Annotated in this window: 22 protein-coding genes; 13 read left to right on the forward strand and 9 right to left on the reverse strand. The window is 53.4% G+C overall.

What is annotated here, in order from left to right:
- The first annotated feature begins 165 nt into the window (after positions 1 to 165).
- Positions 166 to 912 carry a DUF2182 domain-containing protein gene (locus EPA93_RS03610; RefSeq protein WP_129885730.1) on the forward strand — a complete coding sequence of 249 codons (747 nt, stop codon included), beginning with the start codon at positions 166 to 168 and terminating at the stop codon, positions 910 to 912.
- A 146-nt stretch (positions 913 to 1058) separates the two neighbouring features.
- Here the strand turns inward: EPA93_RS03610 and EPA93_RS03615 are convergent, their stop codons facing one another.
- Positions 1059 to 1574, reverse strand: a complete 516-nt coding sequence (locus EPA93_RS03615) for an Lrp/AsnC family transcriptional regulator (protein ID WP_129885731.1) — start codon at positions 1572 to 1574, stop codon at positions 1059 to 1061.
- Between the two features lie 140 nt (positions 1575 to 1714).
- Between EPA93_RS03615 and EPA93_RS03620 the strand changes: the two genes are divergently transcribed.
- The gene (locus EPA93_RS03620) at positions 1715 to 2938 is read left to right on the forward strand and encodes an MFS transporter (protein ID WP_129885732.1); all 1224 of its coding nucleotides are present in this window, start codon (positions 1715 to 1717) and stop codon (positions 2936 to 2938) included.
- A 19-nt stretch (positions 2939 to 2957) separates the two neighbouring features.
- Here the strand turns inward: EPA93_RS03620 and EPA93_RS03625 are convergent, their stop codons facing one another.
- Positions 2958 to 3884: an NADP-dependent oxidoreductase gene (locus tag EPA93_RS03625; protein WP_129885733.1), complete on the reverse strand. Its 927-nt coding sequence runs from the start codon at positions 3882 to 3884 to the stop codon at positions 2958 to 2960.
- A gap of 432 nt (positions 3885 to 4316) precedes the next feature.
- Positions 4317 to 4703, reverse strand: a complete 387-nt coding sequence (locus tag EPA93_RS03630; RefSeq protein WP_129885734.1) for a PPOX class F420-dependent oxidoreductase — start codon at positions 4701 to 4703, stop codon at positions 4317 to 4319.
- Between the two features lie 245 nt (positions 4704 to 4948).
- Here EPA93_RS03630 and EPA93_RS03635 point away from each other — a divergent pair, with 245 nt between their 5' ends.
- Positions 4949 to 5323: a MerR family transcriptional regulator gene (locus EPA93_RS03635; protein WP_129885735.1), complete on the forward strand. Its 375-nt coding sequence runs from the start codon at positions 4949 to 4951 to the stop codon at positions 5321 to 5323.
- 254 nt (positions 5324 to 5577) lie between these two features.
- Here EPA93_RS03635 and EPA93_RS03640 read toward each other — a convergent pair whose 3' ends face one another.
- The gene (locus tag EPA93_RS03640) at positions 5578 to 6552 is read right to left on the reverse strand and encodes an NADP-dependent oxidoreductase (RefSeq protein WP_207229439.1); all 975 of its coding nucleotides are present in this window, start codon (positions 6550 to 6552) and stop codon (positions 5578 to 5580) included.
- Between the two features lie 219 nt (positions 6553 to 6771).
- Between EPA93_RS03640 and EPA93_RS03645 the strand changes: the two genes are divergently transcribed.
- The 5 genes from EPA93_RS03645 to EPA93_RS03665 all read left to right on the forward strand — a co-directional run bounded on the left by EPA93_RS03645 (position 6772) and on the right by EPA93_RS03665 (position 10944).
- Positions 6772 to 7368, forward strand: a complete 597-nt coding sequence (locus tag EPA93_RS03645; protein ID WP_165422854.1) for a TetR/AcrR family transcriptional regulator — start codon at positions 6772 to 6774, stop codon at positions 7366 to 7368.
- 231 nt (positions 7369 to 7599) lie between these two features.
- Complete coding sequence (locus tag EPA93_RS03650) at positions 7600 to 8340, forward strand: TetR/AcrR family transcriptional regulator (protein ID WP_129885737.1); 741 nt, start codon at positions 7600 to 7602, stop codon at positions 8338 to 8340.
- A 15-nt stretch (positions 8341 to 8355) separates the two neighbouring features.
- Positions 8356 to 9495 (forward strand): FAD-dependent oxidoreductase, encoded by a 1140-nt coding sequence (locus tag EPA93_RS03655; RefSeq protein WP_129885738.1) that lies wholly within the window; start codon positions 8356 to 8358, stop codon positions 9493 to 9495.
- A gap of 160 nt (positions 9496 to 9655) precedes the next feature.
- The gene (locus EPA93_RS03660; protein WP_129885739.1) at positions 9656 to 10519 is read left to right on the forward strand and encodes an alpha/beta hydrolase; all 864 of its coding nucleotides are present in this window, start codon (positions 9656 to 9658) and stop codon (positions 10517 to 10519) included.
- Positions 10520 to 10557: 38 nt separating this feature from the next.
- Positions 10558 to 10944 carry a TIGR03618 family F420-dependent PPOX class oxidoreductase gene (locus tag EPA93_RS03665; protein ID WP_129885740.1) on the forward strand — a complete coding sequence of 129 codons (387 nt, stop codon included), beginning with the start codon at positions 10558 to 10560 and terminating at the stop codon, positions 10942 to 10944.
- Here EPA93_RS03665 and EPA93_RS03670 read toward each other — a convergent pair.
- Both EPA93_RS03670 and EPA93_RS03675 read right to left on the reverse strand, forming a co-directional pair.
- Positions 10900 to 11217 carry a hypothetical protein gene (locus EPA93_RS03670; RefSeq protein WP_129885741.1) on the reverse strand — a complete coding sequence of 106 codons (318 nt, stop codon included), beginning with the start codon at positions 11215 to 11217 and terminating at the stop codon, positions 10900 to 10902. The two genes, EPA93_RS03665 and EPA93_RS03670, sit on opposite strands and share 45 nt — an antisense overlap.
- Positions 11153 to 12013, reverse strand: a complete 861-nt coding sequence (locus tag EPA93_RS03675) for a class I SAM-dependent methyltransferase (RefSeq protein WP_129885742.1) — start codon at positions 12011 to 12013, stop codon at positions 11153 to 11155. The genes EPA93_RS03670 and EPA93_RS03675 overlap by 65 nt, the downstream gene beginning before the upstream one ends.
- Before the next feature lie 434 nt (positions 12014 to 12447).
- Here EPA93_RS03675 and EPA93_RS03680 point away from each other — a divergent pair, with 434 nt between their 5' ends.
- The 3 genes from EPA93_RS03680 (at position 12448) to EPA93_RS03690 (ending at position 14906) form a co-directional block, all read left to right on the forward strand.
- A complete protein-coding gene (locus tag EPA93_RS03680; protein WP_129885743.1) occupies positions 12448 to 12798 on the forward strand; it encodes a prolyl oligopeptidase family serine peptidase in 351 nt (116 codons plus the stop codon).
- A gap of 282 nt (positions 12799 to 13080) precedes the next feature.
- Positions 13081 to 14034 carry a carbohydrate ABC transporter permease gene (locus EPA93_RS03685; RefSeq protein ID WP_207229440.1) on the forward strand — a complete coding sequence of 318 codons (954 nt, stop codon included), beginning with the start codon at positions 13081 to 13083 and terminating at the stop codon, positions 14032 to 14034.
- Positions 14031 to 14906 (forward strand): carbohydrate ABC transporter permease, encoded by an 876-nt coding sequence (locus EPA93_RS03690; RefSeq protein ID WP_242527314.1) that lies wholly within the window; start codon positions 14031 to 14033, stop codon positions 14904 to 14906. Before EPA93_RS03685 ends, EPA93_RS03690 begins: the two co-directional genes overlap by 4 nt.
- Positions 14907 to 15047: 141 nt before the next feature.
- Here the strand turns inward: EPA93_RS03690 and EPA93_RS03695 are convergent, their stop codons facing one another.
- The 3 genes from EPA93_RS03695 to EPA93_RS03705 form a co-directional block, all read right to left on the reverse strand.
- The gene (locus EPA93_RS03695; RefSeq protein WP_129885744.1) at positions 15048 to 16112 is read right to left on the reverse strand and encodes a phosphotransferase enzyme family protein; all 1065 of its coding nucleotides are present in this window, start codon (positions 16110 to 16112) and stop codon (positions 15048 to 15050) included.
- A gap of 610 nt (positions 16113 to 16722) precedes the next feature.
- Positions 16723 to 18492, reverse strand: coding sequence for an ATP-binding cassette domain-containing protein (locus EPA93_RS03700; RefSeq protein ID WP_129885745.1), 1770 nt, complete (start codon positions 18490 to 18492; stop codon positions 16723 to 16725).
- On the reverse strand, positions 18489 to 20276 hold the full coding sequence (locus EPA93_RS03705; protein ID WP_129885746.1) for an ABC transporter ATP-binding protein: 1788 nt from the start codon (positions 20274 to 20276) through the stop codon (positions 18489 to 18491). Before EPA93_RS03705 ends, EPA93_RS03700 begins: the two co-directional genes overlap by 4 nt.
- Before the next feature lie 582 nt (positions 20277 to 20858).
- Here EPA93_RS03705 and EPA93_RS49490 point away from each other — a divergent pair.
- Together EPA93_RS49490 and EPA93_RS49495 are read left to right on the forward strand one after the other, a co-directional pair.
- Positions 20859 to 21296, forward strand: coding sequence for a hypothetical protein (locus EPA93_RS49490; protein WP_242527315.1), 438 nt, complete (start codon positions 20859 to 20861; stop codon positions 21294 to 21296).
- Between the two features lie 20 nt (positions 21297 to 21316).
- Positions 21317 to 21652 (forward strand): HAD family hydrolase, encoded by a 336-nt coding sequence (locus EPA93_RS49495; protein ID WP_277988718.1) that lies wholly within the window; start codon positions 21317 to 21319, stop codon positions 21650 to 21652.
- The last annotated feature ends 46 nt before the right edge of the window (positions 21653 to 21698 follow it).

The following is a 21698-nucleotide window of genomic DNA, read 5'->3' on the forward strand; positions in this document are numbered from 1 at the left end:
GATCAGCACTGATCGCAAGCGGTCATTCCGCATGAAATCGGCATCACAATAGATACAAGGACTGAACGTCTGAGTAGCTGCCGCGCCTTTCTGTGCCTGTACACAATGCTCGCTTGCATTGGATGCATGCCTCAAGGTGCGGCAGTGTTCCGCAAGGAGGGACATATGAGCTTGCAACGGGAACGCCCCCTCATCCTGGCATTACTGCTGATCCTGACCGCTGCGTCGTGGGCGCTTTTGATCTGGCAGTCTACCACAGCAGAAATGATGGATATGAGCCTGACGATGGATATGGAGGCTGGCTTGTTTCTTGGCCTCTGGACTGTGATGATGGTGGCGATGATGTTTCCCGCAACCACCCCCATAAACCTGGCTTTCGTACAAGCTCAGTACGAGAGATCAAACCGTAAGCATGCCTTTGTCCCTATCTTGATCTTTGTAGGCGCATACTTGCTGATCTGGACGCTCTTCGGAGGGCTGGCCTATCTCGGCGCGAACGCGGCCTCGGAATTAGCACGAAGCGTTCCCTGGCTCATGCTGAACGCCTCCCGCATCGGTGGAGGCGTTCTTATCCTGGCTGGCCTTTACCAGTTCACACCCTTCAAACGTGCCTGCCTGACAACCTGCTGCAAACCCCAGCAGTTCATGTTTGAGAGATGGCGCGACGGCCGCATCGGCGCCTTGCACATGGGCCTCTCCCATGGGTTCGCTTGCCTGGGAGCAAACTGGTTGCTCTGTATCCTGCTCTTCCCTCTGGGCATCATGAATTGGGCTGCGATGCTCGTGCTAACCGTTGTAATCTTCGCAGAAAGGGTTTTTCCACAGGCAGTGCGCATTGCTCAAGTGGTGGGGCTGGCCTTGATCCTCTATGGCATCTTTATGATCGTCATGCCCGCCGCTCACTCAATGTAGCCGAGAAATCGCTAGCGCAGGAAAAGGCAGCACGTAACAAATAGCTATGGCTTCTAAATTCTGCTGCCTACTCAACGGCCTGGGCCGGGGATGCAAACGTGCCAAAGGGATATGAAGGGCATTTCGCTAATAAGTGCGGGGAGAGCCTAGCGCTTACGCTTATCCCAGCCTTGCTGAGTAGAGGGGCGAAGATTTACCTCAGGCTTCTCCCAATCAATAACCTGCTGGGAGAAGAGATTTGAAGTCACCACATTAGTTGTCTGCTCTCCATAGAAGCTTAAGCGCTCGGTAAAAGCTTCAAGGTGCTCCATTGAGCTAAGAGCAACCTTGAGCAGTGCACAATAGTTTCCACTGAGCTTATACATCTCAAGAATCTCTGGAAACTTCTCGGCGCTGCTGGTCTTAAACAGACAGTGATCAGGGAAACAGCGCAGCTGGATAAAGACCAGCAAGGGCAAACCAAGCTTTGTAACTTCCACTTGCGCCCCATAGCTGGTGATAATGCCGGCATCTTCTAACTTGCGCACCCGCTCAGCGGTAGCCGGAGCCGATAAGCCTACGCGCCTGCCCAGCTCATTATAGGAAAGACGCGCATCCTTCTGCAGCTCGCGCAAAATCTTCCAATCGGTCTGATCGAGAGATCTTTCTGACTGTAAAGCCATTTCCCAAATTACCTTTCCTACTAAAAGAAAGTATAGCACATTTCGTTCTGACCGCTATTCCTCCCCGGCAAGCACGCTGCTAATATGAAGCGCAACTTAGCGCAAACCATCAGCTAGTAAACATAGAAGGCATATTTTTCATGTCACCAAGGACTCAAAGCCATTTAATCGAGGTAGGACAGGAGCCTCTCACGCGCACTAACCCGCGCATCATCTTGCTTACGCTGGGCATGTTCGCCCTGGGCACCGATGCCTTTATCGTCGCGGGAATCCTGCCTGTCATTGCTCACGAGACCGGAGTAAGCGAGGGGCTGGTCGGGCAGTTGATTACAGTTTTCGCCTTAACCTATGGCCTGGGAGCGCCGCTTCTGGCAGCCTTGGCAGGGCGCTTGTCGCCTGAACGTGTCCTGGTTGGCGCCCTGGGCTTACTTGCTCTTGCCAATCTTGCCTCGGCACTCTCTCCCTCGTTCCTGTTCTTATTGCTCTCGCGCATTCTGGCCGGCTGTTTTGCGGCTGCCTATACGCCGCTGGCCTTCGCCGTGGGTATCAAGCTTGCGCCTGCGGCCAAAAGGGGCCAGGCTCTGGCCCTGGTGGTAAGCGGATTAAATATTGCAACGGTGCTGGGCGCTCCGCTCGGCACCTGGGTTGGCGAATACTTTGGCTGGAGGCTCTCCTTTACGCTCGTAGCTGCGCTGGCCGGCCTTGCCTTCCTTGCCCTGCTGATCTGCGGACTTCCCAAATCAGCGCCGCCAGCACCGCTCTCTCTCTCACAACGGCTGCTACCAATTACACAGCCGCGCATAGTCCTGGCCCTCCTGCCAGCGCTGTTGTGGAATACAGGCGTCTATATCATGTACCCCTACGTGGCTTTGCTTTTACAGCAGCAGATTCACATCTCAGATGTAAGCTTCCTACTCGCCTGCTTTGGCCTGGGCATCGTATGTGCCAACTGGATAAGCGGAAGGCTGGCTGACAGCTTTCGGCCCCATTGGCTTGTCCTGATCTTTCTAGGAGCTCTGCTGGTCGTACAGTTTGCCCTTCCCTTGCTTACCACCACGCTCATCAGCGGAGCGATCCTGCTCTTGCTCTGGGGAATGAGCTTTGCCTCGCTCTTTATTCCCCAGCAGCAGCGCTTGCTCAATATTGCGCCAGAGCATGCAAACGTTCTTTTAGCCCTCAACAACTCGGGCCTGTACCTGGGCATCTCCGCTGGAGCTGCCGTGGGCGGCCTGGCTCTGCGCTACTTCGCCGTTCCCCAGTTGGCCTGGATAGGCGTTTTGAGCATCCTTAGCGCAGCGCTCATCGTAGCCATTACGCCCCGCTTGAACCGCAAGGCCGCCCAAAAGAAAAAAGCTAAGGCCTGAAAAATGTCGGCAGGCATAATCAGACAAGCAGGACAACCCTGCCTCGCCCATGGCCGCGCTGACTGTATTCATGGGCCTGCCGGGCTTCGGCGAGTGGGAATGTCTTACCAACGCTCACCTTAAGCCGCCACTCCTCGATCAGCTGCACTGCTGCCTGCAGGATAGAGCGCGAAGGGTGTGCAGCAATCATTTTTGCCTGAATTCCACGCGCCTGCGCCTGTTCCAGAGGCGGTAACGCTGCAAGCGAGCTAAGCTTTCCTCCAGGCTTGAGCGTAGCCAGAGAGCTGCGCATGGTCCTTTCTCCAACCCCTTCGAGCACCAGGTCTACATCCTTGACCACGCTCTCAACTGGCGTTGTGGTATAATCGACAACCTCATCAGCACCCAGTGAGCGTACAAACTCCAGATTTGCCGTAGAGGCTGTGCCAATCACATAAGCTCCCTTCCATTTCGCCAATTGGACGGCAAACAGACCTACCCCGCCGGCAGCCCCTTGAATCAACACGCGTTGCCCAGCCTCAAGCTCGCCCTCATCGAAAAGTCCGCGCCAGGCTGTCGTTACCCCCACAGGGATAGAGGCAGCTTCGGCAAAGCTGAGAGCTGCTGGCTTGAGCACGAAGGCTTCCGCCGGAGCCGTAATATACTCGGCATATGTACCATTGCCTCTCCCAAGGACTGCCTGCCCAACCTCGAACGAGGTTACCCCCGGACCAAGGCCTTCAATTATGCCGGCCACATCATCGCCAGGAGTATAGGGGAATGTTACTGGCATGAAATCTTTTGCCAGGCCCTGGCGAATCTTCCATTCTAGCGGGTTCACGCCTGCTGCTTGGACGCGAAGAAGCACTTCGCCCTCCTGCGGCTCTGGGCGCGGCTGCTGTTCAAGTTTAAGTTCTTCGGGTCCACCATAGCGATAGACGCGAATTACGCTCATTGTTGTAGACATCGATCTACTCTTCCTTTCCTCTTTGGCCTTCTCATCTGTCGGGCTATGGCTTGTTCTCAGCTTACAAGCCGCCCGCAGGCACTTGCTATTTTCGCAAGGATATTATGCATAAAATTCGGCAAGTTTTTACGGCAAGGCAGACTACACATCCTATCCAGTTAAGGCTCGGGCATCCAACTAACTGGAAGCCAGCCACACAAGATTACAGAAGTGATAGATGATCCTCGCCCTCTTAAGGGTAAGGGCTGCCAACCCATTTGGGCAATCAGCAAAGGGAGCAGATCGTTGGCTAAACAACGTATGAGAGAATGTGTTGGTTTTTCAGAGCCTTAACATTCCCCACCGGGCGAAATAGTATGCCCACATACCCATTCACATGCTCAGCCTCCTACAAGGCGTCATCCCTCCTTTCGGCTATGATACTGCCCTTCCCTATTTGGTCTGCTCGACATCGTTGCTCATTCCTAGCGAAACAACATAGGTGGGAGTGATGCGCAGGATCTCAGGGCCAAACTCCTCAACAATCTGCTTACCTCCTTCTGGAAGAGCCTGAACGGTTCCTCGGATCTCAACGAAGCGCGGATTCCAGGGAGGCAAGATATCATCAACCACAAAAGCCACGCGCCCATGAGCAAGCGCCTCACGGTATTTTCTACTTGGGACGATATTGAGCCCGCCAATATCGATGGTATCGTGCTCAGGATTGTAACGAAAGCCAACAGGGACGACATGAAGATCGCCCTTCTGGCTGACCGTTGCCAACCTGCCGAGACGTTGGCTCTGTAAATAGGCAATTTCTGCCTGTGTAAATTTGCTCATCTTTTCTCATCCTTTCTAACTTCTCAGGTAGTGAAGGGGCTTCGGTCGCAGGGGATAAAGCCCGCTCATCATCCCCTTCTCGATCGGCCTATCAAGTATTGTGCAATCGGCGGAAGAGCCCGGCCATAAGCAAGCATACCCTGCTTCTTTTTCGTGCTTTCCCACCGATATTGCCTTACGCACGCCCGGAGTATAAACTATATAGTTAGCTAGAAGGTCAAGTCTTTTTGAGAAGGGAACAGGTAATGTTAATCAAGGAACTAGCGGAAAAGACAGGCTTAACGCCTCAGACTATTCGCTTTTACGAGAAAGAGGGCTTCCTTGACAAACGCTATATCCGACGCAGGGAGAATAACTATCGAGACTATGCCGAGGAGGCGGTAAAACAACTCCTGGACCTCAAAGCAGGCCAGGTAGCAGGTTTTACCTTAGCGGAGCTCAAACAATATAGAGAAGCAATTGAGGCCCATGAACTGACAACTCAGGAGCAAGTGGCGTTTTTTCGGCAGAAGATTCATGATATCGGCGAAAAGATAGCAGAATTGGAGCGGATTCAAGCTAACTTTACGGCATTAATGCACGCCAAAGAAACTGGATCTGCTTGTTCCAGGATGCAATGAAGGACGCACAAGAGTAAGGGCCGCCAATCCGCTCGGACAAGCAGCAAAGGGTACAGGTTATTGGGCAGGCAACCTAGTATGCAAGCGGAGGAACAGCGCCACTCACGTTGTGAAAAGATTCCCTTATAGGAGCCCTAGAGCTCTCTTTCGAGAGATCCAGGCGAATGGAGCGTCCCATATACGCGCTGCAATAGCCAGATCAGGAGCTCCATTCGTCATGTCGACCTTTAGATCAGGTATTAAGGGCAGTAAGCTTATTCTACAACGCTCAAGACTATTTTCCCCTGTACATGCTGGCGCTCGACAAGCTCGTGTGCCTGGCGAGCCTCTGCGAGAGGAAACACAGTTTCAACGGCAACGCGCACGCGCTCAGACTCGATAAGTCCGGCGATTTCAAGAAGCTGCGTCCTGTCTGCATGCAGTCTCGGATGATTTGTGCTAACTGTAACGCCCATTTGTGCAGCACGTTCAGCACTGGCGTTGCCCAGGTTCACAGGAATCAACCGCCCACCGCGCTTAAGCACAGAGAGCAGACGATCCTGGCCCGCGCCACCTGCCGCATCATAGACCAGATCTACCTCGCGAACTGCCTGCTCCACAGAAGTGGTTGTATAATCGATAAATTGATCGCAGCCCAGATCAAGTAGGAATTTCTCATGGCGCCCGGATGCTACAGCAATGACGCGTGCGCCTTTGAGCTTGGCTAATTGCACTGCGAGGTGACCAACCCCGCCGGCAGCGCCATTTATCAGGACGCTCTGGCCCGCTGCCAGATCCTGATAGAGAAACTGCCAGACCGTCAGTCCCGCCATCGGTAGCGCCGCCGCCTGGATATGCGTAATGCCGGCTGGTTTAGGGGCCAGGTCCGCCATGGGAGCCGTGGTATATTCAGCGTACGTCCTGCCTGTCTGAGGAAAGCGCAGCATGCCAAAGACCGCATCTCCCACCTGAAATTCTGTAACATCGGGTCCAACAGCCTCAATAATCCCTGAAGCATCAGAGCCCGGAATACTGGGCTTGGGAAGATTAGGGCGAAGATGCTCTGGAACATCGGGGAAACCAGCGCGAGCTCGCCAATCAGCAGCATTCATGCCCGCAGCATAGATACGCATAAGCACCTCGCCCGGTCCAGCAACGGGACGAGGCACCTCCTCATATTGCAGGACCTCGGGTCCTCCTGAGCGGTGAATGCGTATGGCCTTCATAGTTGTGTCGGTGGAAGTTAGCATATATTCTCCTATCTGTGTAGAGCCTTAACCCAGGGGCAAAACCCATTGCGTTTGCGCAATCTCGGCCCCTCGTCTAGAATAGTAAGGGAGAAGAGCCCAACAATCCACAGACAATGCCGGTTCTGTGTCGGGTAACGAACACGAGAAGAAAACTGTTGGTTAATGAGGAACTGGTCCGGCGAAAATGGGCTCAAAGCTATAGAGACAGGAGTAGGCGCGATGGAAAAAGCCAGAAGGAACGCTGACCGACGTATCGAGCGAACGCGACAGCTGCTGCGGCAAGCCTCGATTGAGATCCTTCAGGAGAAAGGCTTTCAAGCCACAAGTGTACAGGAGATTGCCGAGCGGGCCAACCTCAATCGTGGAACCTTTTATGCCCACTTTCCTGATAAATATGCCTTGTTAGAGTCGCTTGTACGTGAGAGGTTTGAGCAACTGGTTTGCTCCCTTCCTCCTGTATCCAGCTGGGAGAGAAGGGAGGTCCAGCAGCTCATTTGCATAATATTAGAAGACTTCCGAGACGTCTATCGACAGTGCCATTCTCTGGGAACGATAAGCCCACTGGTCACAGAGATCATCCAGGAGGAATTGGCAGGGCTGCTTCTGAGCTGGCTACAAGAGCTGAAGAAAGGGGCAAGATGGGGAACTGTTGCTAAAGAAACTGTAGCGAGAGCTATGAGTTGGGCTATCATAGGGGAAGCTCTCCAGTGGAGTAAAGAGCCCGGCAGAGCATCTTCAGACCAGGTAGCCCATGATCTCTTAGCGCTGCTTCTAGAAGGTGTAGAGCATCTGGCTCCAGCTGCGCGAGCAGAGTAATCTACATCACTATCTCTCTTTCTCGACAAACTCTCTAGAGAGCAAATTTGCTTACACAGCTTTGCGCAGATACATAGCTGGCGCATAACTGAAGATCACATACCTCGGCTCCTGTAGCGCCACAAACTCTACTACACTTACTCCCAACTCACATTTCTAAAGCCATGCAACAAAAGAACATGTTCGCAACGAACACTTGCGTAACGAACATGTTCGTGTTATACTATCTCCATGAAGACACACAAGCATACTTCAGCGCCGCGCAGCCGGCGCGAGCGACCAGCCAAACCAGCCTTGACACGGCAGGGCATTATCGATGCCGCGCTCACCATCCTGCGTGAAGAGGGACTTCACAAGGTTACCATGCGTCGTATTGCGGAAGCGCTGGATACAGGGCCAGCATCATTGTATGTCTACGTACGCGATACTGCCGATCTGCACGTGCAGATCCTTGATGCCCTCCTGGCTGAAGTCACCGAGCCGTCCCTAGCGGAGGGGACATGGCGTGACAAGCTGAAAGAGCTGCTGACGCGCTATTCACACGTCCTCTTCAAGTATCCAGAAATCGCACGGATGACCTTGAGCAGGCATCTCAGCGGTCCTAACTACCTGGCCCTACTGGAGCAGCTCCTCGCCCTCTTGAAGGAGGGGAACATGGCTGACCGCGAGGCCGCCTGGGTGGTCGATCTACTGCTTCTATATGCAACAGCGATCACTGCGGAGCACAGCACTCGTGAGTCCTCGGTGGAGGCTGTTGCCGAAGACTCGGCCCTCGTTGAGGCAATTAGCAGCAGTGACGCGAGTGTATATCCTTCTATTGCCCAGCTCAGCCATGAGCTTCTTTCCGGCAGCAGTTCCGACCGCTTCGCATGGGGCATCGACGTTCTCCTCTCCGGGGCCTTCAGCACTCCTGGTATCATCGCAGAGCCGGGTAAAACAGAGTTCAGACGAACAATAGAGCGTCAAGAATAGAAAGGAAATATTCCCATGGAATCACATGTAACAATAATCGGCGCCGGTCTCGGTGGACTCACGCTTGCCAACGTGCTGCTTAGGCATGGAATAGAGGCCACAATTTACGAGCTGGAGGCATCGCCTTCGGCTCGTCATCAAGGGAGCATCCTTGATATGCACGAAGAGTCAGGTCAGCTTGCCTTGCGCAAGGCTGGACTCTTTGAAGCCTTTCGCTCCCTGGTGATCCCGGCGGGCGACGCCATGCGCATACTTGACAAGACTGGCATGGTTCACTGGGAAGACAGCAGTGACGGCAGCCGACCAGAAGTTGAGCGCGGGGATCTCCGCCGAATCTTGCTCCAAACGCTGCCAGAGCGCTGCATTCATTGGGAAAGCAAGGTGAAGAGCGTCGTCAAATTAGCAGAGGGAAAACATCAGGTCACCCTGGCGAGCGGAGAAACGTTCACGACTGATCTCTTGATCGGTGCGGATGGAGCCTGGTCAAAGGTCAGGCCCTTGCTCTCAGGAGAACAGCCCATCTACGCGGGCATCTCCTTCATAGAGACGCACCTCCTTGACGCAGGTGTCCGCCATCCTGAGCTCGCAGCGCTGGTGGGTCGCGGCTCAATGTTTGCCCTCAGCGATGAAAAGGGCCTGCTAGCTCACAACGATGGCAAGAACTGTATCACTCTCTATATCGCGCTCAAGACCTCAGAACCGTGGGAAACTGCCAGTGGAAGCGGCGCTCACCATCCCCAGGCAATCAAACGGGATCTGCTCAAGCACTTTTCTAACTGGGATGCCCGGTTACGTGCCCTCATCGTTGAGAGCGAGGATGAACTGCTTCCTCGCCACATCTATGCACTCCCCGTGGGGCATCATTGGGAACGTGTTCCCGGGGTAACCTTGCTAGGTGATGCCGCGCACTTGATGTCACCATTCGCCGGTGAGGGGGCCAATCTCGCTATGCTCGATGGAGCGGAGCTGGCAGAAGCCCTTCTGGCGAACCCGGACAATGTGGAAACAGCGCTTGCCAGCTATGAAGCAGCCATGTTTCCGCGGAGTGAGGCGGCGGCCCGGGAAGCGCAGAGGAACCTCATGATCAGCTTCCAGGCAGATGCTCCACAAGGCATGCTTGATCTGATGGCTTCTTATACATCCCAGAAAGGATAAGCAATGTGGGGTACGCACTCTAGCGCGTCTATCCCCTCTCAGTCTTCGACAGCTCTTATTCTGATGGCAACTCGCAAATCTGCTTCGTCGATCAGGAAAGCAGTCTATAGGACATACATTCATATGAGTTGTCATCTGTTCGAACATAGGAGGGCACTTCATGACAAATGTAACACTTATCCCTGATATCACCTATGCCAAAGTCGATGGCAAAGTACTTCAGCTCGATCTCTACCTACCCGACATAAAGGGACCAGTTCCTACAGTCATCTACCTGCACGGAGGCGGCTGGGGACGCGGCGACAAAGCAGACAACGCGGAGACGCGTCTGAAACCCGCAGCCGCCCAGGGCATTGCTGTGCTCTCAGCAAACTACCGCCTCACGCCAGCGGCAGTCTATCCAGCGCAAATCCATGATGTTAAGGCTGCGGTACGCTGGACCCGGGCACATGGAGCCGAGTACGGACTGGAGACCGACGCGCTTGGCCTGTGGGGAGTATCCGCTGGCGCGATGCTTGCCTCGCTCGCTGGCCTCACGCCCCATGATCCTGCCCTTGAAGGCATCCTTGGTGAAGACAGGGACCAATCGAGCCTTGTGCAGGCTATCGCTCATTGGTTCGGCCCAACCGATTTCGTGACGACGGCAACGCGGACGCCTCTGGAAGCTCACATCGTGCCGCCCCCATTCGAACGTGCGCTCTTTGGCCCGGGGTCCGACGACGAGATTGCTGCCAAAGCTCGGGAGGCGAGCCCGCTCTACCGCGTCTCTGCCAAAGCTCCACCTTTTCTCATCCTGCACGGCGACCGTGATCGTATGGTCCCAATTGCCGATGCAGAGGCGTTCCACACAGCCCTTTCCCGCTGTGGCGCGCACTCGACATTCGTCTCGCTAGGCGGAGCCGGGCACGAGGATCCTGTGTTCAATAGCGCTTTGAACATCGCGATCACTGTCGCGTTTCTCCGCGCTAACCTGGTATCCTCGGCTACCTCACTTGCCACCTTCTCGCCTCAGCGAGGAAGATGATTGCTTTATATACTTCTGTCAAAAAGGAGAACTAAGATATGATTTCTGAACAACAAGCTGCGCTCCTGGCCCAACCGAAAACAGCGATCATTGGGGTCAATCGTGCCAGTGGTGCGCCACAACTCACCGCCGTCTGGTATATCTGGGATGGCAAAGACTTCATCTTTTCTACCACGAAGGACCGGGCAAAATATGCGAACATCAAGCGCAATCCCGCCGTATCGCTTCTTGTCGAGGACTCGGCTACCTTAACGTCTGTCGTGGCCTATGGACAAGCTGAGATTATTGAGCACAACATCGCCGAGTTGACGCGCCCCATCATTGAAAAGTATGTGCCAGAAGCCAGGCGCGAGGAAATTCTCACAAGTGTGACCAATGATTCATTGCGGGTTATCGTTGTGCTTCATCCCGAGAAAATCATTTAGCGAATGGGTTTTCTCGACCCCATCGACCTCAATCTGCTTGCCCAAATTGGCATCAGCGAAAATGGCTTTCTTTCTGCCGTCTGACAAAGAGGACATCATGATGGCAAGCTTTACGCCATCCCGCTCGACACGCATCCCTACGTCATGTACTACAATACCGATATTTGTCAGAAGGCTGGCCTGTTGGATGCAGATGGCAACCTGCTCTCTAGAGAGCAGGTTTGCTTCCACAGAGCCGCTGAAGATACGAAACAGCACAAAACTGCGGATCACGCATCTCTTCGAGGGCCTGCTCACGTAGCGTCGTAATATCTGCCGCATTAGCTCCCAGCTGGCGTATCAAGAAAGGTTCTGCGAGATGAAAGACAACTTCCCAATCCTGCACCATCTCCTGATGGGCCTCTGTCCCGGCTGACCAGTTGAGGATGAAGGCTTCTTGCTGCAGATCGATAAAGCCGGCTTGCGTAAACAGGCGTGCTTGCATAGCAGTAATCCCCATATGCTCGCCAGCTCCCGTAAAGCTGAGCCCCGCTATACGTAACGCCTGCTGGCCCAGGAGGATAAGTTGGGTAAAGGCCGCACTATTTGTTACACTGGTTCCTTCTCCTTCCAGGCTAAGCATATGACCTCCCGGCCTCAAGATACGCCAGCATTCAACTAGCAGAGAGGGCCAGTTAGCTGGTGAGAGAAAAAACGCAATGAGGCGCGCATGGATCAGATCAAAGGTCTGATCTGGGAAGTCCAGAGGAGCTGTAGCGTTCATAACGCGAAAATCGATACGCTCCAGGCCTCGTTCTCCTGCCAGCCAACGTCCATACGCTGTCATCAAGTGGCTGATATCAACACCAGTAAGCACAAGATCGGGACGCTGCTGAGCGAGTGAAAGAAGCCATTCGCCGGGTCCGCAGGCAAGATCAAGCACCTGCGCATCTGTGTTCAATGACAGCTTTGCGGGCAAAAGTCCACAATGCAGGCTCAGCAAGCGGGCCTGGCGCATCAAGCGTGCCATCTCTGCGGCATTTTCGGCATCCAACGGATAAGAAGAATGAGTATGCTGTTCTGTCGTCAACCGTTTCTCCTTCCAGATAGGAAATACAGCAGTAAATTATTTTTCAGCTTTTTGATAAAATATCATAAGTGAGAGCTCCATAGAACTTACTCAGAAATAGATGCAGAGATTAAAGAAACTCAACTTAGCGCTACTAATCAAGTATAAATGAAAGTAGAATAAGTTGCAATCAGATAAGCATGGAAGCATGCAAACTGCGAGAAGCGCATATTAGATTACTTTCTGTCGTATCAGGCTGGCTGCTCCCATAAGCAACCGCTGGCGGTCCTTGACGAACATCAGGAGCCTTTAAAGGGTATAGTAATGCTCTTTTCCAGCAGCTTCTTGCGCCTAACAAAGCGCTGGAAGATTAGCATAGCAATAAAAATCAGAGCGAATAGAGGCAGGTCCAGGCCGCTGGACTGCATTCCAAAGGTTATAAAGTCTAGAAAAAAGTGGATGAAAATCACCAGGGGCAGATAAAGCCAGGAGCACTCGATGAAGACTGGAACCAAGCGAGCCTTGTGCAGGCTATCACTCACTGGTTCGGCCCAACCGATTTCGTGACGATGGCAACGCGGGCGCCTCTGGAAGCTCACATCGTGCCGCCCCCATTCGAATGTGCGCTCTTTGGCCCGGGGTCCGACGACGAGATTGCTGCCAAAGCTCCACCTTTTCTCATCATGCACGGCGACCGTGATCGTATGGTCCCAATTGCCGATGCAGAGGAATTCCACGCAGCCCTTTCCCGCTGTGGCGCGCACTCGACGTTCGTCTCGCTAGGCGGAGCCGGGCACGAGGGATAGCCGATGATCCTAAGCGGGTTATTGTCGTGCTTCATCCCGAGAAAATCATTTAGCAAAGTGCTAAGCAAGGGCAAAGGGAGGATAAATCCCAGCAGGAGCGCTGTGTGATTTTCGCCAGCATCCTGCTGAGATTTAGCAATGCTCTTCCAAGGCAGTACTACATGGACAACTGACGCCCAAACAAGCCGTCGCTCAGTTCAGGACAGGCTTACAAAAGCTCATCGATACTCCGTCTCCCGTATCGAATAAGTAAGTTGGACAGGAAGACAAGAGGAGTTATTTATGTCTGATACTACCTTGAAACCGATTGCCCCCATGGAGAGACGCAGCCCCCTGGCGCCCAGCCTTGCACGCTCCAGGTATTGGCGCACCAGCTTGACGGGCCTGGCCTTCGTCCTCCCATTTCTGATTCTTTACGTCCTTTTCCTGCTCTGGCCTATCATCCTTGGGTTGGGCATGAGCTTCTACAACTGGAGCCTCGCAGATGCAGGAAAATTTCTTGGCTTCGGCAACTATCTTGAACTCTTCGCCGATAGCGATTTCTGGTCCTCGCTCTGGCATACTATCACCTTCACAGTGATCAGCACGCCAATCTTTGTGATATTTGGCCTTAGCCTGGCTTTGCTGGCCAATCGCGCCATACCCGCGCGCTGGCTCTTCCGCCTCTCCTTCTTCGCTCCTTTTGTGTTGCCGGTCTCCATCGTGGTTATTCTCTGGAACTGGCTATTCCAGCCTGGCTATGGCTTCATCGACAACGCATTCGCGTTCATTGGCTGGTCGCAGGTGGACTGGCTGAACGATCCTAATCTTGCGATGCTCGCTGTCATCGTTGTCACACTCTGGTGGACGGTGGGCAGCAACTTTCTTCTCTACCTCGCCGGCTTACAGCAGATCCCACAGGAATTGTACGAAGCTGCCGCTATTGATGGCGCGGGCGCCAGGGCAAAGACGCTCTGGGTCACTTTGCCTCTGCTGGGCAGAATCACTATGCTGATCGTCATTCTGCAGGTTATCGCCTCATTACAGGTCTTTGGCCAGATATATTTGCTCACGCAGGGTGGCCCCAATTTTGCTACCCGCCCGGTAATCCAGTACATCTACGAAACAGGCTTCTCGTCTTATCGCATCGGCTATGCCTCAGCCATCTCTTACATCCTGTTCATTCTGATCCTAATATTTACTGTGGGAAATTTCTTGCTGTTTGGTCGTCAGGAGAGAAGGAGTGAAGCCTTATGACAACGCACATGATAGAACAGGCCCCGCAGGCCACTGCAGCCAGGAAACGGCTCGCCCTTAATCTACCCAACAGTACAGCCTTTATTGTGCTGCTCATCCTGGCCATCCTCTGGATCTTGCCGATACTCTGGGGAATTGATACCTCGCTTAAGCCAGAAGCGGAAACTACGACAATCCCGGCGAGCTGGTTCCCTTCGGCCTTCACTTTCCTGGCCTTTGAGCGCGTTATTAGCAATAGCGATCTACCTATATGGTACTTTAACAGCGCCCTCACCTCTATCGTAATCACTGTCGCCACGGTGATAACTTCCAGCCTGGCCGCCTTCGCCTTCTCACACATCCCTTTCCTTGGCCGCAAGTTCCTCTTCTGGCTGATCCTCGCGGGAATCATGGTTCCCGGCGCGGTCCTCATCATCCCGCTCTTCACGCTGGTTCAATCGTTCGGCATGGTAGATACTTACTGGGGAATTATCTTACCACAGATAGCATCGCCGGTCTCCATGTTCATCTTCAAGCAATACTTTGATGGCATTCCGCGCGACTTTGAGGAGGCAGCCCTCCTCGATGGAGCCAGCAGGCTGCGCATTTACTGGCAGATCTGGATGCCGCTAGCGCGTCCGGCGATTTCTGCGGTAGCAATCCTTGCCTTCGTCACATCCTGGAACAATTTCCTCTGGCCCTTTATTGTGATCACAGGCAACCATATGATGACAATACCGGTCGGGCTGGCAACCATTCAGACCTCCTATGGCCTGCGTTACGCCCAGATCATGGCCTCGGCCATCCTCGCCGGTCTGCCGATCATTGTGGTCTTCCTTTTCTTCCAACGGCAAATCGTCCAGGGTCTGGCCGCCAGCGGCCTGCGTGGCTAGCTTTTTAAGGCCCTGCCAGACGCTCAGCGCTCGCCAGAAAGAGGTGGATGTCATCTTTTGCCAAGCCAGGAAACGGCGGCAATTGTTTGCCACCCTCCAGGCGAGCGCTGAGCCTATGGGAGCGAAAGATCAGCAGAACTTCTACTCAACTTCTTCGCAGCCGCTCCCGCTCATTATCTTTGCGACAAATTCGGCGGGTAGCTGGGCCAGGGTCTGCGTAGCCACGGTGAGCTCGCTGTCAGGCGCCAAAACATCCCGGAACAATGTGACGGCATCAGCTCTGGCTTCCTCGCCCCAGTTATCCCGGAAAAATACATCCCGGGCACACTCGATTACGTCTTGCACCACGCGTTCATAGCGATAGTAGGCAAGCACAATCCAGTCGATTTCCGCCTCTCCGTATCCCGCAAAAAAGGCCAGCTTTCCAGGCTGCAGCTCGCTATCTGCGGCCGATACTCTTATAAAGAGAAAATCCCGCTCTTTAGGAGCCAGCATTACTTCATCCCAATCAAGGACAAACACGCGCCCTTGCGCATCACGCAGCAGGTTGGCCGGATGCAGATCGGCATGGCAGATAACATAGGGCGGATTGCGTTTGTCCAGCACTTGCCCTAGCGTTTCCAGGGCAATAATTGCAGTGTGCAGCGTTGCTTGCTTTTCAAGCCAGGCGGCACGAAGCTCGCGCCTTGAGGGGCTCGTCTCTTCGTGCATCAAAGCTAGCTGGCTTTCAAAAGCGCGTAGCCAGCGCACATACTCTGTGGTATCAAAGCTCTCTTTGCGTAGAGCCTCAAAACCAGAGGAGGGCAAGCTAACCTGGTGAACGCGCCGAAAGATTGCTCCTACTTCCTCCCACTGCGCATCAGTCATCCCCGTCCAACTCGTCTCGCCAACAAGAAAGGGATACACGAGCACGTTCCAGTCATCTATCCGCGTCCACAGGCTGCCGCTTTTGGTAGGAACCGGGGCCACAACTCCTGCAATGCCTTGCTCTTTCAGATAGTAAGGAATCTGGCTGGTGGGTTCATAAAGCGATCCTTGCTTGACTTTGAGCAAATAGACGCTTCCCTGCTCACTCATTACACGATATACGCCCGCGTTAGAATCCAGGCCCAGGGCCAGAAACTCAATTGTCGCGGGACTCAAAGCGTACTGCTCACGGCAACAGGAGTACAAACGTTCCAAAGAAAGAGCTGGTTGCTCACGCATAATCTATAGTATCCTCTCATTTGCTTTATCTTCACTTATATTTCGTTTTCTTCTCTTCCTACTCCTGCTATTCAGCAGGCACATATATCTTGGCTCAGCATTCTCAACTCCTGCATTATGGCTAAGAGCATCGAGCCAGTGCACCTGGTTAAGCGCAGTAACGCGTAATACAGGCAAGCGCTCCTATCCTGAGCTGAACGCTACAAGCGCACGAATCACGAAGACAAGGCGCAAAGTCAGAAATTACAAGCATGACAATGTGATTTGCTCAATAGTAGGTAGAGAGTTTATGGAGAGTACCAATGGAGGCAAAAAAAGGCGCAAAGGCTCCCCAGGCGAAGAAGATTCCCCGAGGCCCGGCTACAAGCGGCTAATGAAGGGCTTCAGGGAGGACATCACTGCGGATATACATGCATGCCCTCCTTAAGTGCATTTAGTGATAATACTCAACAAAGAGAGTATACTACAGCCACCAGCCCTGTCAAGCATTCTCTTCGTCACGCTTTCTCTTCTGGCTTGCCGCCACGCCAATTTGGCCACGCTGGCAAGCACGTAGCAGATCGGCCTTATGAGGATGCGCACTATCCACGCATCCCCACAAACCTGGGGCCTATTCGCTCTGAAGCGCGCCAGTCCACAAGTGTTGCATCTCCTCGCATTCCGTCAATAGTTCGCTCAGCGTACCTTGCGCTACTATCTGCCCTTCCTGCAAAACAAGGATACTATCGGCGCAGCGTAGCGCTGCTTCGCGGTGGGAAACTACCAGGCACGTGTGCTCCCTGTGAGCACGGATGCGTTGCCAGAGCTGCCGTTCTGTCTCAGCATCGAGAGCACTTGAGAGATCGTCACAAACCAGGAGTTCCGGCGTGCGAGCGAACATGCGCGCGGCAGCCGTACGCTGAATCTGGCCGCCAGAAAGCCTGATCCCTCTGGGTCCGATCAGCGTCTCAAGCCCAACAGCCAGAGTTTCTACGTCCCGCTCCATAACCGCCAGATAGATAGCCTCCTCAAGCGCGCGCTCAGTGAGCGGGAGACCTAAGGCAATATTTTCGCCAAGCGTTGTGCTGAACAGATTGGGCCTCTGTCCCGTATAGGCACTCTGTGGTGGAACAAAAAATGCGCCTGGCTTCTTTACAAGTTCGCCATTCCAACATATTTCGCCCTCTTGCTTCGGCAGCAGGCCGAGCAAGGTTCGCAGCAAAGTAGTCTTGCCAGAGCCGATACGCCCGGTAATTACGATAAACTGCCCCCGCTCCAAGCGAAGATTGATGCTTGTAATACCCCGTGCAGTACCTGGATAACGATAGCTCACATTTTTCAATTCCAGAAGCTCTAAAGGCTTCTCAAGCCGGGGCAGACCGAAAGGCTCCTGGCTTGAGACCACTTCCCGGTAGATGGGGCTCGGCATGATCAGCGCTGCCGGCGCCGCATTGGGCAGCAATTCTATTAAACGCTCCTGAGCCACCGCGAGCTGGCGATAGGCAGTAATCTGCCCTATGACCTCGCCGCTGAACCTGGCCAGCGTAGCCATATAGGCTACGAATAAGGTAAAATCCCCCACAGTAAAGCTACCTGCCCGCAAAGCGCTTCCCGCCAGAAGCAAAATCAGCCCGGTTCCGATGCTTGTAATTCCTGTCCCAAACACGCCCAACACCACATTGCTAAACAAATTTTCCTGCAACGAGGTCACGCGGCGTCGATTGTTCAAGCGATGGAAGCGCTTCACAACGCTAGAGGTTGCTCCGGCCACCTGAATAGCCTGCACCACGCCAAACATCTCCACCAGGTAACTGCTCACCGCCCCTGACGCCTCGCGGCTCCTGCGCCGATAGCCCTCCACATGCTTGCCAAGAGCGTTCACAATGATATTGCCCAGGAGCAGAGGAAGGATCGCGACAAGCGTAAGTTGCAAGTTGATGTGTATCATGATGACCAGCGCCACTAGAGTCTCAACGCCCATGCCACCAAAGACAAACGCCCACATAATCAGCAAAAAGCCTGGACTTACAGTATCGCGCTGCAGGCGGCTAATCATATCGCCACTATCTCGGGGTAGCGCGCCAGCGCCGGGAAGCTGTAGCAAATGTTCTAGCAGATTAGCCCGAAGCAGCTCGCGCGTTTTGAAGATGGGCAAACGCTCAGTGAGCATGACAGCGAATAAATTGAGCCCGCGAGCTAGCATATAGCCCAACATTAAGCCAACCAGGCCCCAGATAGTTGCATCAAGCTGGCGATAGTGCGTCAGACGGTCGAGGATCTGCTGGACAAGTAGGGCTGGCACTAGCGGCAAGAGGCGGCGCGGCAGCTGCAATAAAACTGTCAAGATGTAATTTTTGCGCGTGAAGATGAGCAGTTGCCAGACAAATGAGCGCGTCTTCATGGAAGCATCTCCTCGGAATGAGCTAACCGCAACAATTTGTAGTAATAGGATGCAGGATCTTTGGCGAGCATGTGACGAGGAGCATATTCCAGCATACGCCCTTCGGCCAGGACCATAACCTGATCCACGCGCTCAATCGTGCTCAGACGATGGGCGATCACCAGAGCAGTGCGCCCGGCCATAAGCTGTCTCGTCGCCCGGATCAGTATCTTCTCGGTCGCCGGGTCCAGACGCGCCGTAGCCTCATCCAGAATGATCAATTGTGGATCTTGCAGGAAGACACGAATACAGGCCAGTAGCTGAGCTTCTCCAGCTGAAAGCCCGCCGCCATCACTGCTCAGTGCCGTATCCAGACCCTGCGGCAAGCGCCTGTACCACTCAGTGATTCCCAGGCGCTCAATAGCCTGTAAGATACGCTGGTCAGAAATAGACTCAGTGAAAAGAGTAAGATTGTCACGCAAGGTGCCACGGAACAACTGCACATCCTGCGTTACCAGTCCAATACGTCTGCGCAAGTCGTCAAGGCGCGCCTGGCGAAGATCCTGGCCACCCAGAAAGACAGAACCGCAGGTAGGATCATAGAAGCGCATAAGCAAACGAATGAGGGTCGTCTTGCCGCTAGCAGTTCGTCCAATCAAGCCCATAATTTCACCCGCCGCAAGGCGAAACGAGATATCCTGCAAAACAGGCTGCCCTTTCTCATAGGCAAAGGAGACGTCTTCAAAGCTCACAGATAGAGCTCCCACAGGGAAATCTACTCCCGGCCCATCCTGAACCCGGCTTTGGGTGTGATAGATCTCATTAATGCGTTCGAGACTAGCGACGGCCTGTTGAAAACTGCTAAGTTGCTCTGCCATATCATAGATGTAGGCAAGCAACTGGCCTGTATAGAGCAACAACATCACAACAGTGGCAATCGTGAACTGGCCTTGCACAAAAAAGAGCGCGCCAAGGATGAGGGTAATGAGCAGGCTAAGTGCCTCTAGAACCACTTCCGCGCCCTCAAAGGCTGCCCAGAAGGCAGTGCGCTTCATCTCAGCCGCATCTTCCTGGCGCTGCAAACGAAAATAGCGCCGCAGAATATAGCAGACCGCACCACAGGAGGCAATATCTTCAAGACAGGTAAACACTTCACCCCAAAAGCTACTTAGTTCCGCCTGGGTTTGCAAGTGCAGCTTATAGTACGTGATAGCTATCTTCTGTATATAGAGTAGGATGATATTGCCCAGCAGAAAGATGGCAGTCATCACAATCCCGAACCAGATACTCTCCCGCGCCATCAGCAGCAGCACGCCCACTACCAGGAGACCACAACCCAGGAAACGAATCACAAACTGTGAGAAAAAGTGGGATAGAATCTCTACATCACCATCAACCCGGGCGAGCAACTCGCCAGGTGTATGGGCCGTGTGGAAGGAGTGATCCAGCTTCAGACAGCGGTACATAAGATCCGCGCGCAACTGATTTGTGGCGTTCCAGCCTACATTCTCAGAGAAGTAGCTGGCTCCCGCCGAGACCAATCGACCACCAATGGCCACCACAAGATAGAAAATAGCTTGAGTAGTCAAGCTCTGAATTGCGCTATTGTGCTGCACATCATCAATAAAGGCACGAATGATCTGCGGACCCAGCAATTCAAGCACAATGCTGCTCACAAGCAAGAATACCATACAGGCAACGCTGAAGCACTGAGAGCCCAGATAGGTGGCAAATAGCACTCCGTATTGCCGTAGCGCCATTCGTGGTAATACACGGCGACGCTGGCCGGATTGAGAAGCATTCATGGATTAGCAGTTCCTCTAACTTTCTGGGTTCAAGAGAAAGCGACACGAGCAACCGCTGAAGTTTATCGGTGGTCTCCGCTCATCCTGCTAAGCACACATGCACATGGAAACACCATGGAATTCCATTCGCACAGATATCTTAAAAGCAGCGGGAGCGTTGTTCAGAGAATTAGCATGAAGTGGAGCTTCACCGGTTGCACATGCCGCACACGCCGGTGAGAGTTACGATTCCACACCCGTTAGAATAGTCTATGGGCCGTAGAAAAACGAGGCGCACGCAGGCAAAAAAGGGCAGAGCAATCCCCAGGGCCATAGAAACTAACTTTACCATATGAACTTTGTGGTAAAACAGGCTTATGCCTCATTGCCATCTGTGCATCTCCAGATGAGGATCAAACGGTTAAACAGGTGTATAGAAGCGAGTATACAAGATCTTCTCCAGTCTTGCAAGGGAAGGCAGATTCTTGACGGAACTATAGCAGTAATGCTTTAATATAGCCCTAATTATAATTGTGCGCCTAAAAACGGCTTGATGCTATATAGACTATGCAGGAAGCCTGGTAGATTTTAAGGAGCACGTTTATGTCTGGACGCAAATCACGACGTCAGCGAGCGCATATAGACACAGACCAGCGAGCGCTTCAGAGGGACGTGCCCATTCCTGGCAAATGGTGGATCGTAAGCATTCCTGGCGCGGCTATAATCGGGGCAGCTCTGGGCTACTTTTTCCTCTCTAACACGCTCCCCATCGCCTTTAGAGTGCTTCTAGGAGCATTTCTGGTCACAGCAGGCCTGGCCCTCCTGACCTTCTTTCTCAGGGGAGCCATTCTTGATCCGGGGGCGGCTCTTAGCGCACTCTTCAGCTCCGCTCTAGAAAGCTGCCAGGTGGGATGCTGCCTCTATCTGGCTATAGCTTTTATCGCACTGTTCGGAGGAGTGAGCGGATTATTGTTCAGCCACGTATTGCTTGCTACAACCCTCAAGAACATAGCCAACGTCATTCCATACATCCACTGGTGACATTCCAAAGGCAATGTCTCATGCTTGCTTCCCGAATGCCTCGATCAGCTGGCGATAAAGGTTATGATAAACTGCATACACTAACCACCCACATTACAAACAATGCGGTAACTGTTACCTATTCGGGCGGGCCATTCCTGGAAGCCTCAGCATTGGGTATCCATAAGGGCTGGGCGCTGGCCGAGCTTTGTAAGCAACTTGGCTACAGTCGCGAAGAAGTTGTTGCCTTTGGCGATATGCCTAATGATCTTCCAATGTTATCATGGGCCGGAACAGGGATAGCGGTTGCCAATGCCCATGCCGCTGTACTACGAGAAGCCGACGAGGTTACCTTACCAACGAAGAAGAAGGTGTAGCTGTATATCTGGAACCACTGCTCACAGAATATCAAGCAGGAGACGC

The sequence above is a fragment of the Ktedonosporobacter rubrisoli genome, from assembly GCF_004208415.1.
Classification (GTDB): domain Bacteria; phylum Chloroflexota; class Ktedonobacteria; order Ktedonobacterales; family Ktedonobacteraceae; genus Ktedonosporobacter; species Ktedonosporobacter rubrisoli.

Coding starts and splice junctions, on each gene's coding strand:
- EPA93_RS03610 (WP_129885730.1), top strand. CDS start 166: ATGAGCTTGCAACGGGAACGCCCCCTCATCCTGGCATTACTGCTGATC.
- EPA93_RS03615 (WP_129885731.1), bottom strand. CDS start 1,574: ATGGCTTTACAGTCAGAAAGATCTCTCGATCAGACCGATTGGAAGATT.
- EPA93_RS03620 (WP_129885732.1), top strand. CDS start 1,715: ATGTCACCAAGGACTCAAAGCCATTTAATCGAGGTAGGACAGGAGCCT.
- EPA93_RS03625 (WP_129885733.1), bottom strand. CDS start 3,884: ATGTCTACAACAATGAGCGTAATTCGCGTCTATCGCTATGGTGGACCC.
- EPA93_RS03630 (WP_129885734.1), bottom strand. CDS start 4,703: ATGAGCAAATTTACACAGGCAGAAATTGCCTATTTACAGAGCCAACGT.
- EPA93_RS03635 (WP_129885735.1), top strand. CDS start 4,949: ATGTTAATCAAGGAACTAGCGGAAAAGACAGGCTTAACGCCTCAGACT.
- EPA93_RS03640 (WP_207229439.1), bottom strand. CDS start 6,552: ATGCTAACTTCCACCGACACAACTATGAAGGCCATACGCATTCACCGC.
- EPA93_RS03645 (WP_165422854.1), top strand. CDS start 6,772: ATGGAAAAAGCCAGAAGGAACGCTGACCGACGTATCGAGCGAACGCGA.
- EPA93_RS03650 (WP_129885737.1), top strand. CDS start 7,600: ATGAAGACACACAAGCATACTTCAGCGCCGCGCAGCCGGCGCGAGCGA.
- EPA93_RS03655 (WP_129885738.1), top strand. CDS start 8,356: ATGGAATCACATGTAACAATAATCGGCGCCGGTCTCGGTGGACTCACG.
- EPA93_RS03660 (WP_129885739.1), top strand. CDS start 9,656: ATGACAAATGTAACACTTATCCCTGATATCACCTATGCCAAAGTCGAT.
- EPA93_RS03665 (WP_129885740.1), top strand. CDS start 10,558: ATGATTTCTGAACAACAAGCTGCGCTCCTGGCCCAACCGAAAACAGCG.
- EPA93_RS03685 (WP_207229440.1), top strand. CDS start 13,081: ATGTCTGATACTACCTTGAAACCGATTGCCCCCATGGAGAGACGCAGC.
- EPA93_RS03690 (WP_242527314.1), top strand. CDS start 14,031: ATGACAACGCACATGATAGAACAGGCCCCGCAGGCCACTGCAGCCAGG.
- EPA93_RS03695 (WP_129885744.1), bottom strand. CDS start 16,112: ATGCGTGAGCAACCAGCTCTTTCTTTGGAACGTTTGTACTCCTGTTGC.
- EPA93_RS03700 (WP_129885745.1), bottom strand. CDS start 18,492: ATGAAGACGCGCTCATTTGTCTGGCAACTGCTCATCTTCACGCGCAAA.
- EPA93_RS03705 (WP_129885746.1), bottom strand. CDS start 20,276: ATGAATGCTTCTCAATCCGGCCAGCGTCGCCGTGTATTACCACGAATG.
- EPA93_RS49490 (WP_242527315.1), top strand. CDS start 20,859: ATGTCTGGACGCAAATCACGACGTCAGCGAGCGCATATAGACACAGAC.
- EPA93_RS49495 (WP_277988718.1), top strand. CDS start 21,317: ATGCTTGCTTCCCGAATGCCTCGATCAGCTGGCGATAAAGGTTATGAT.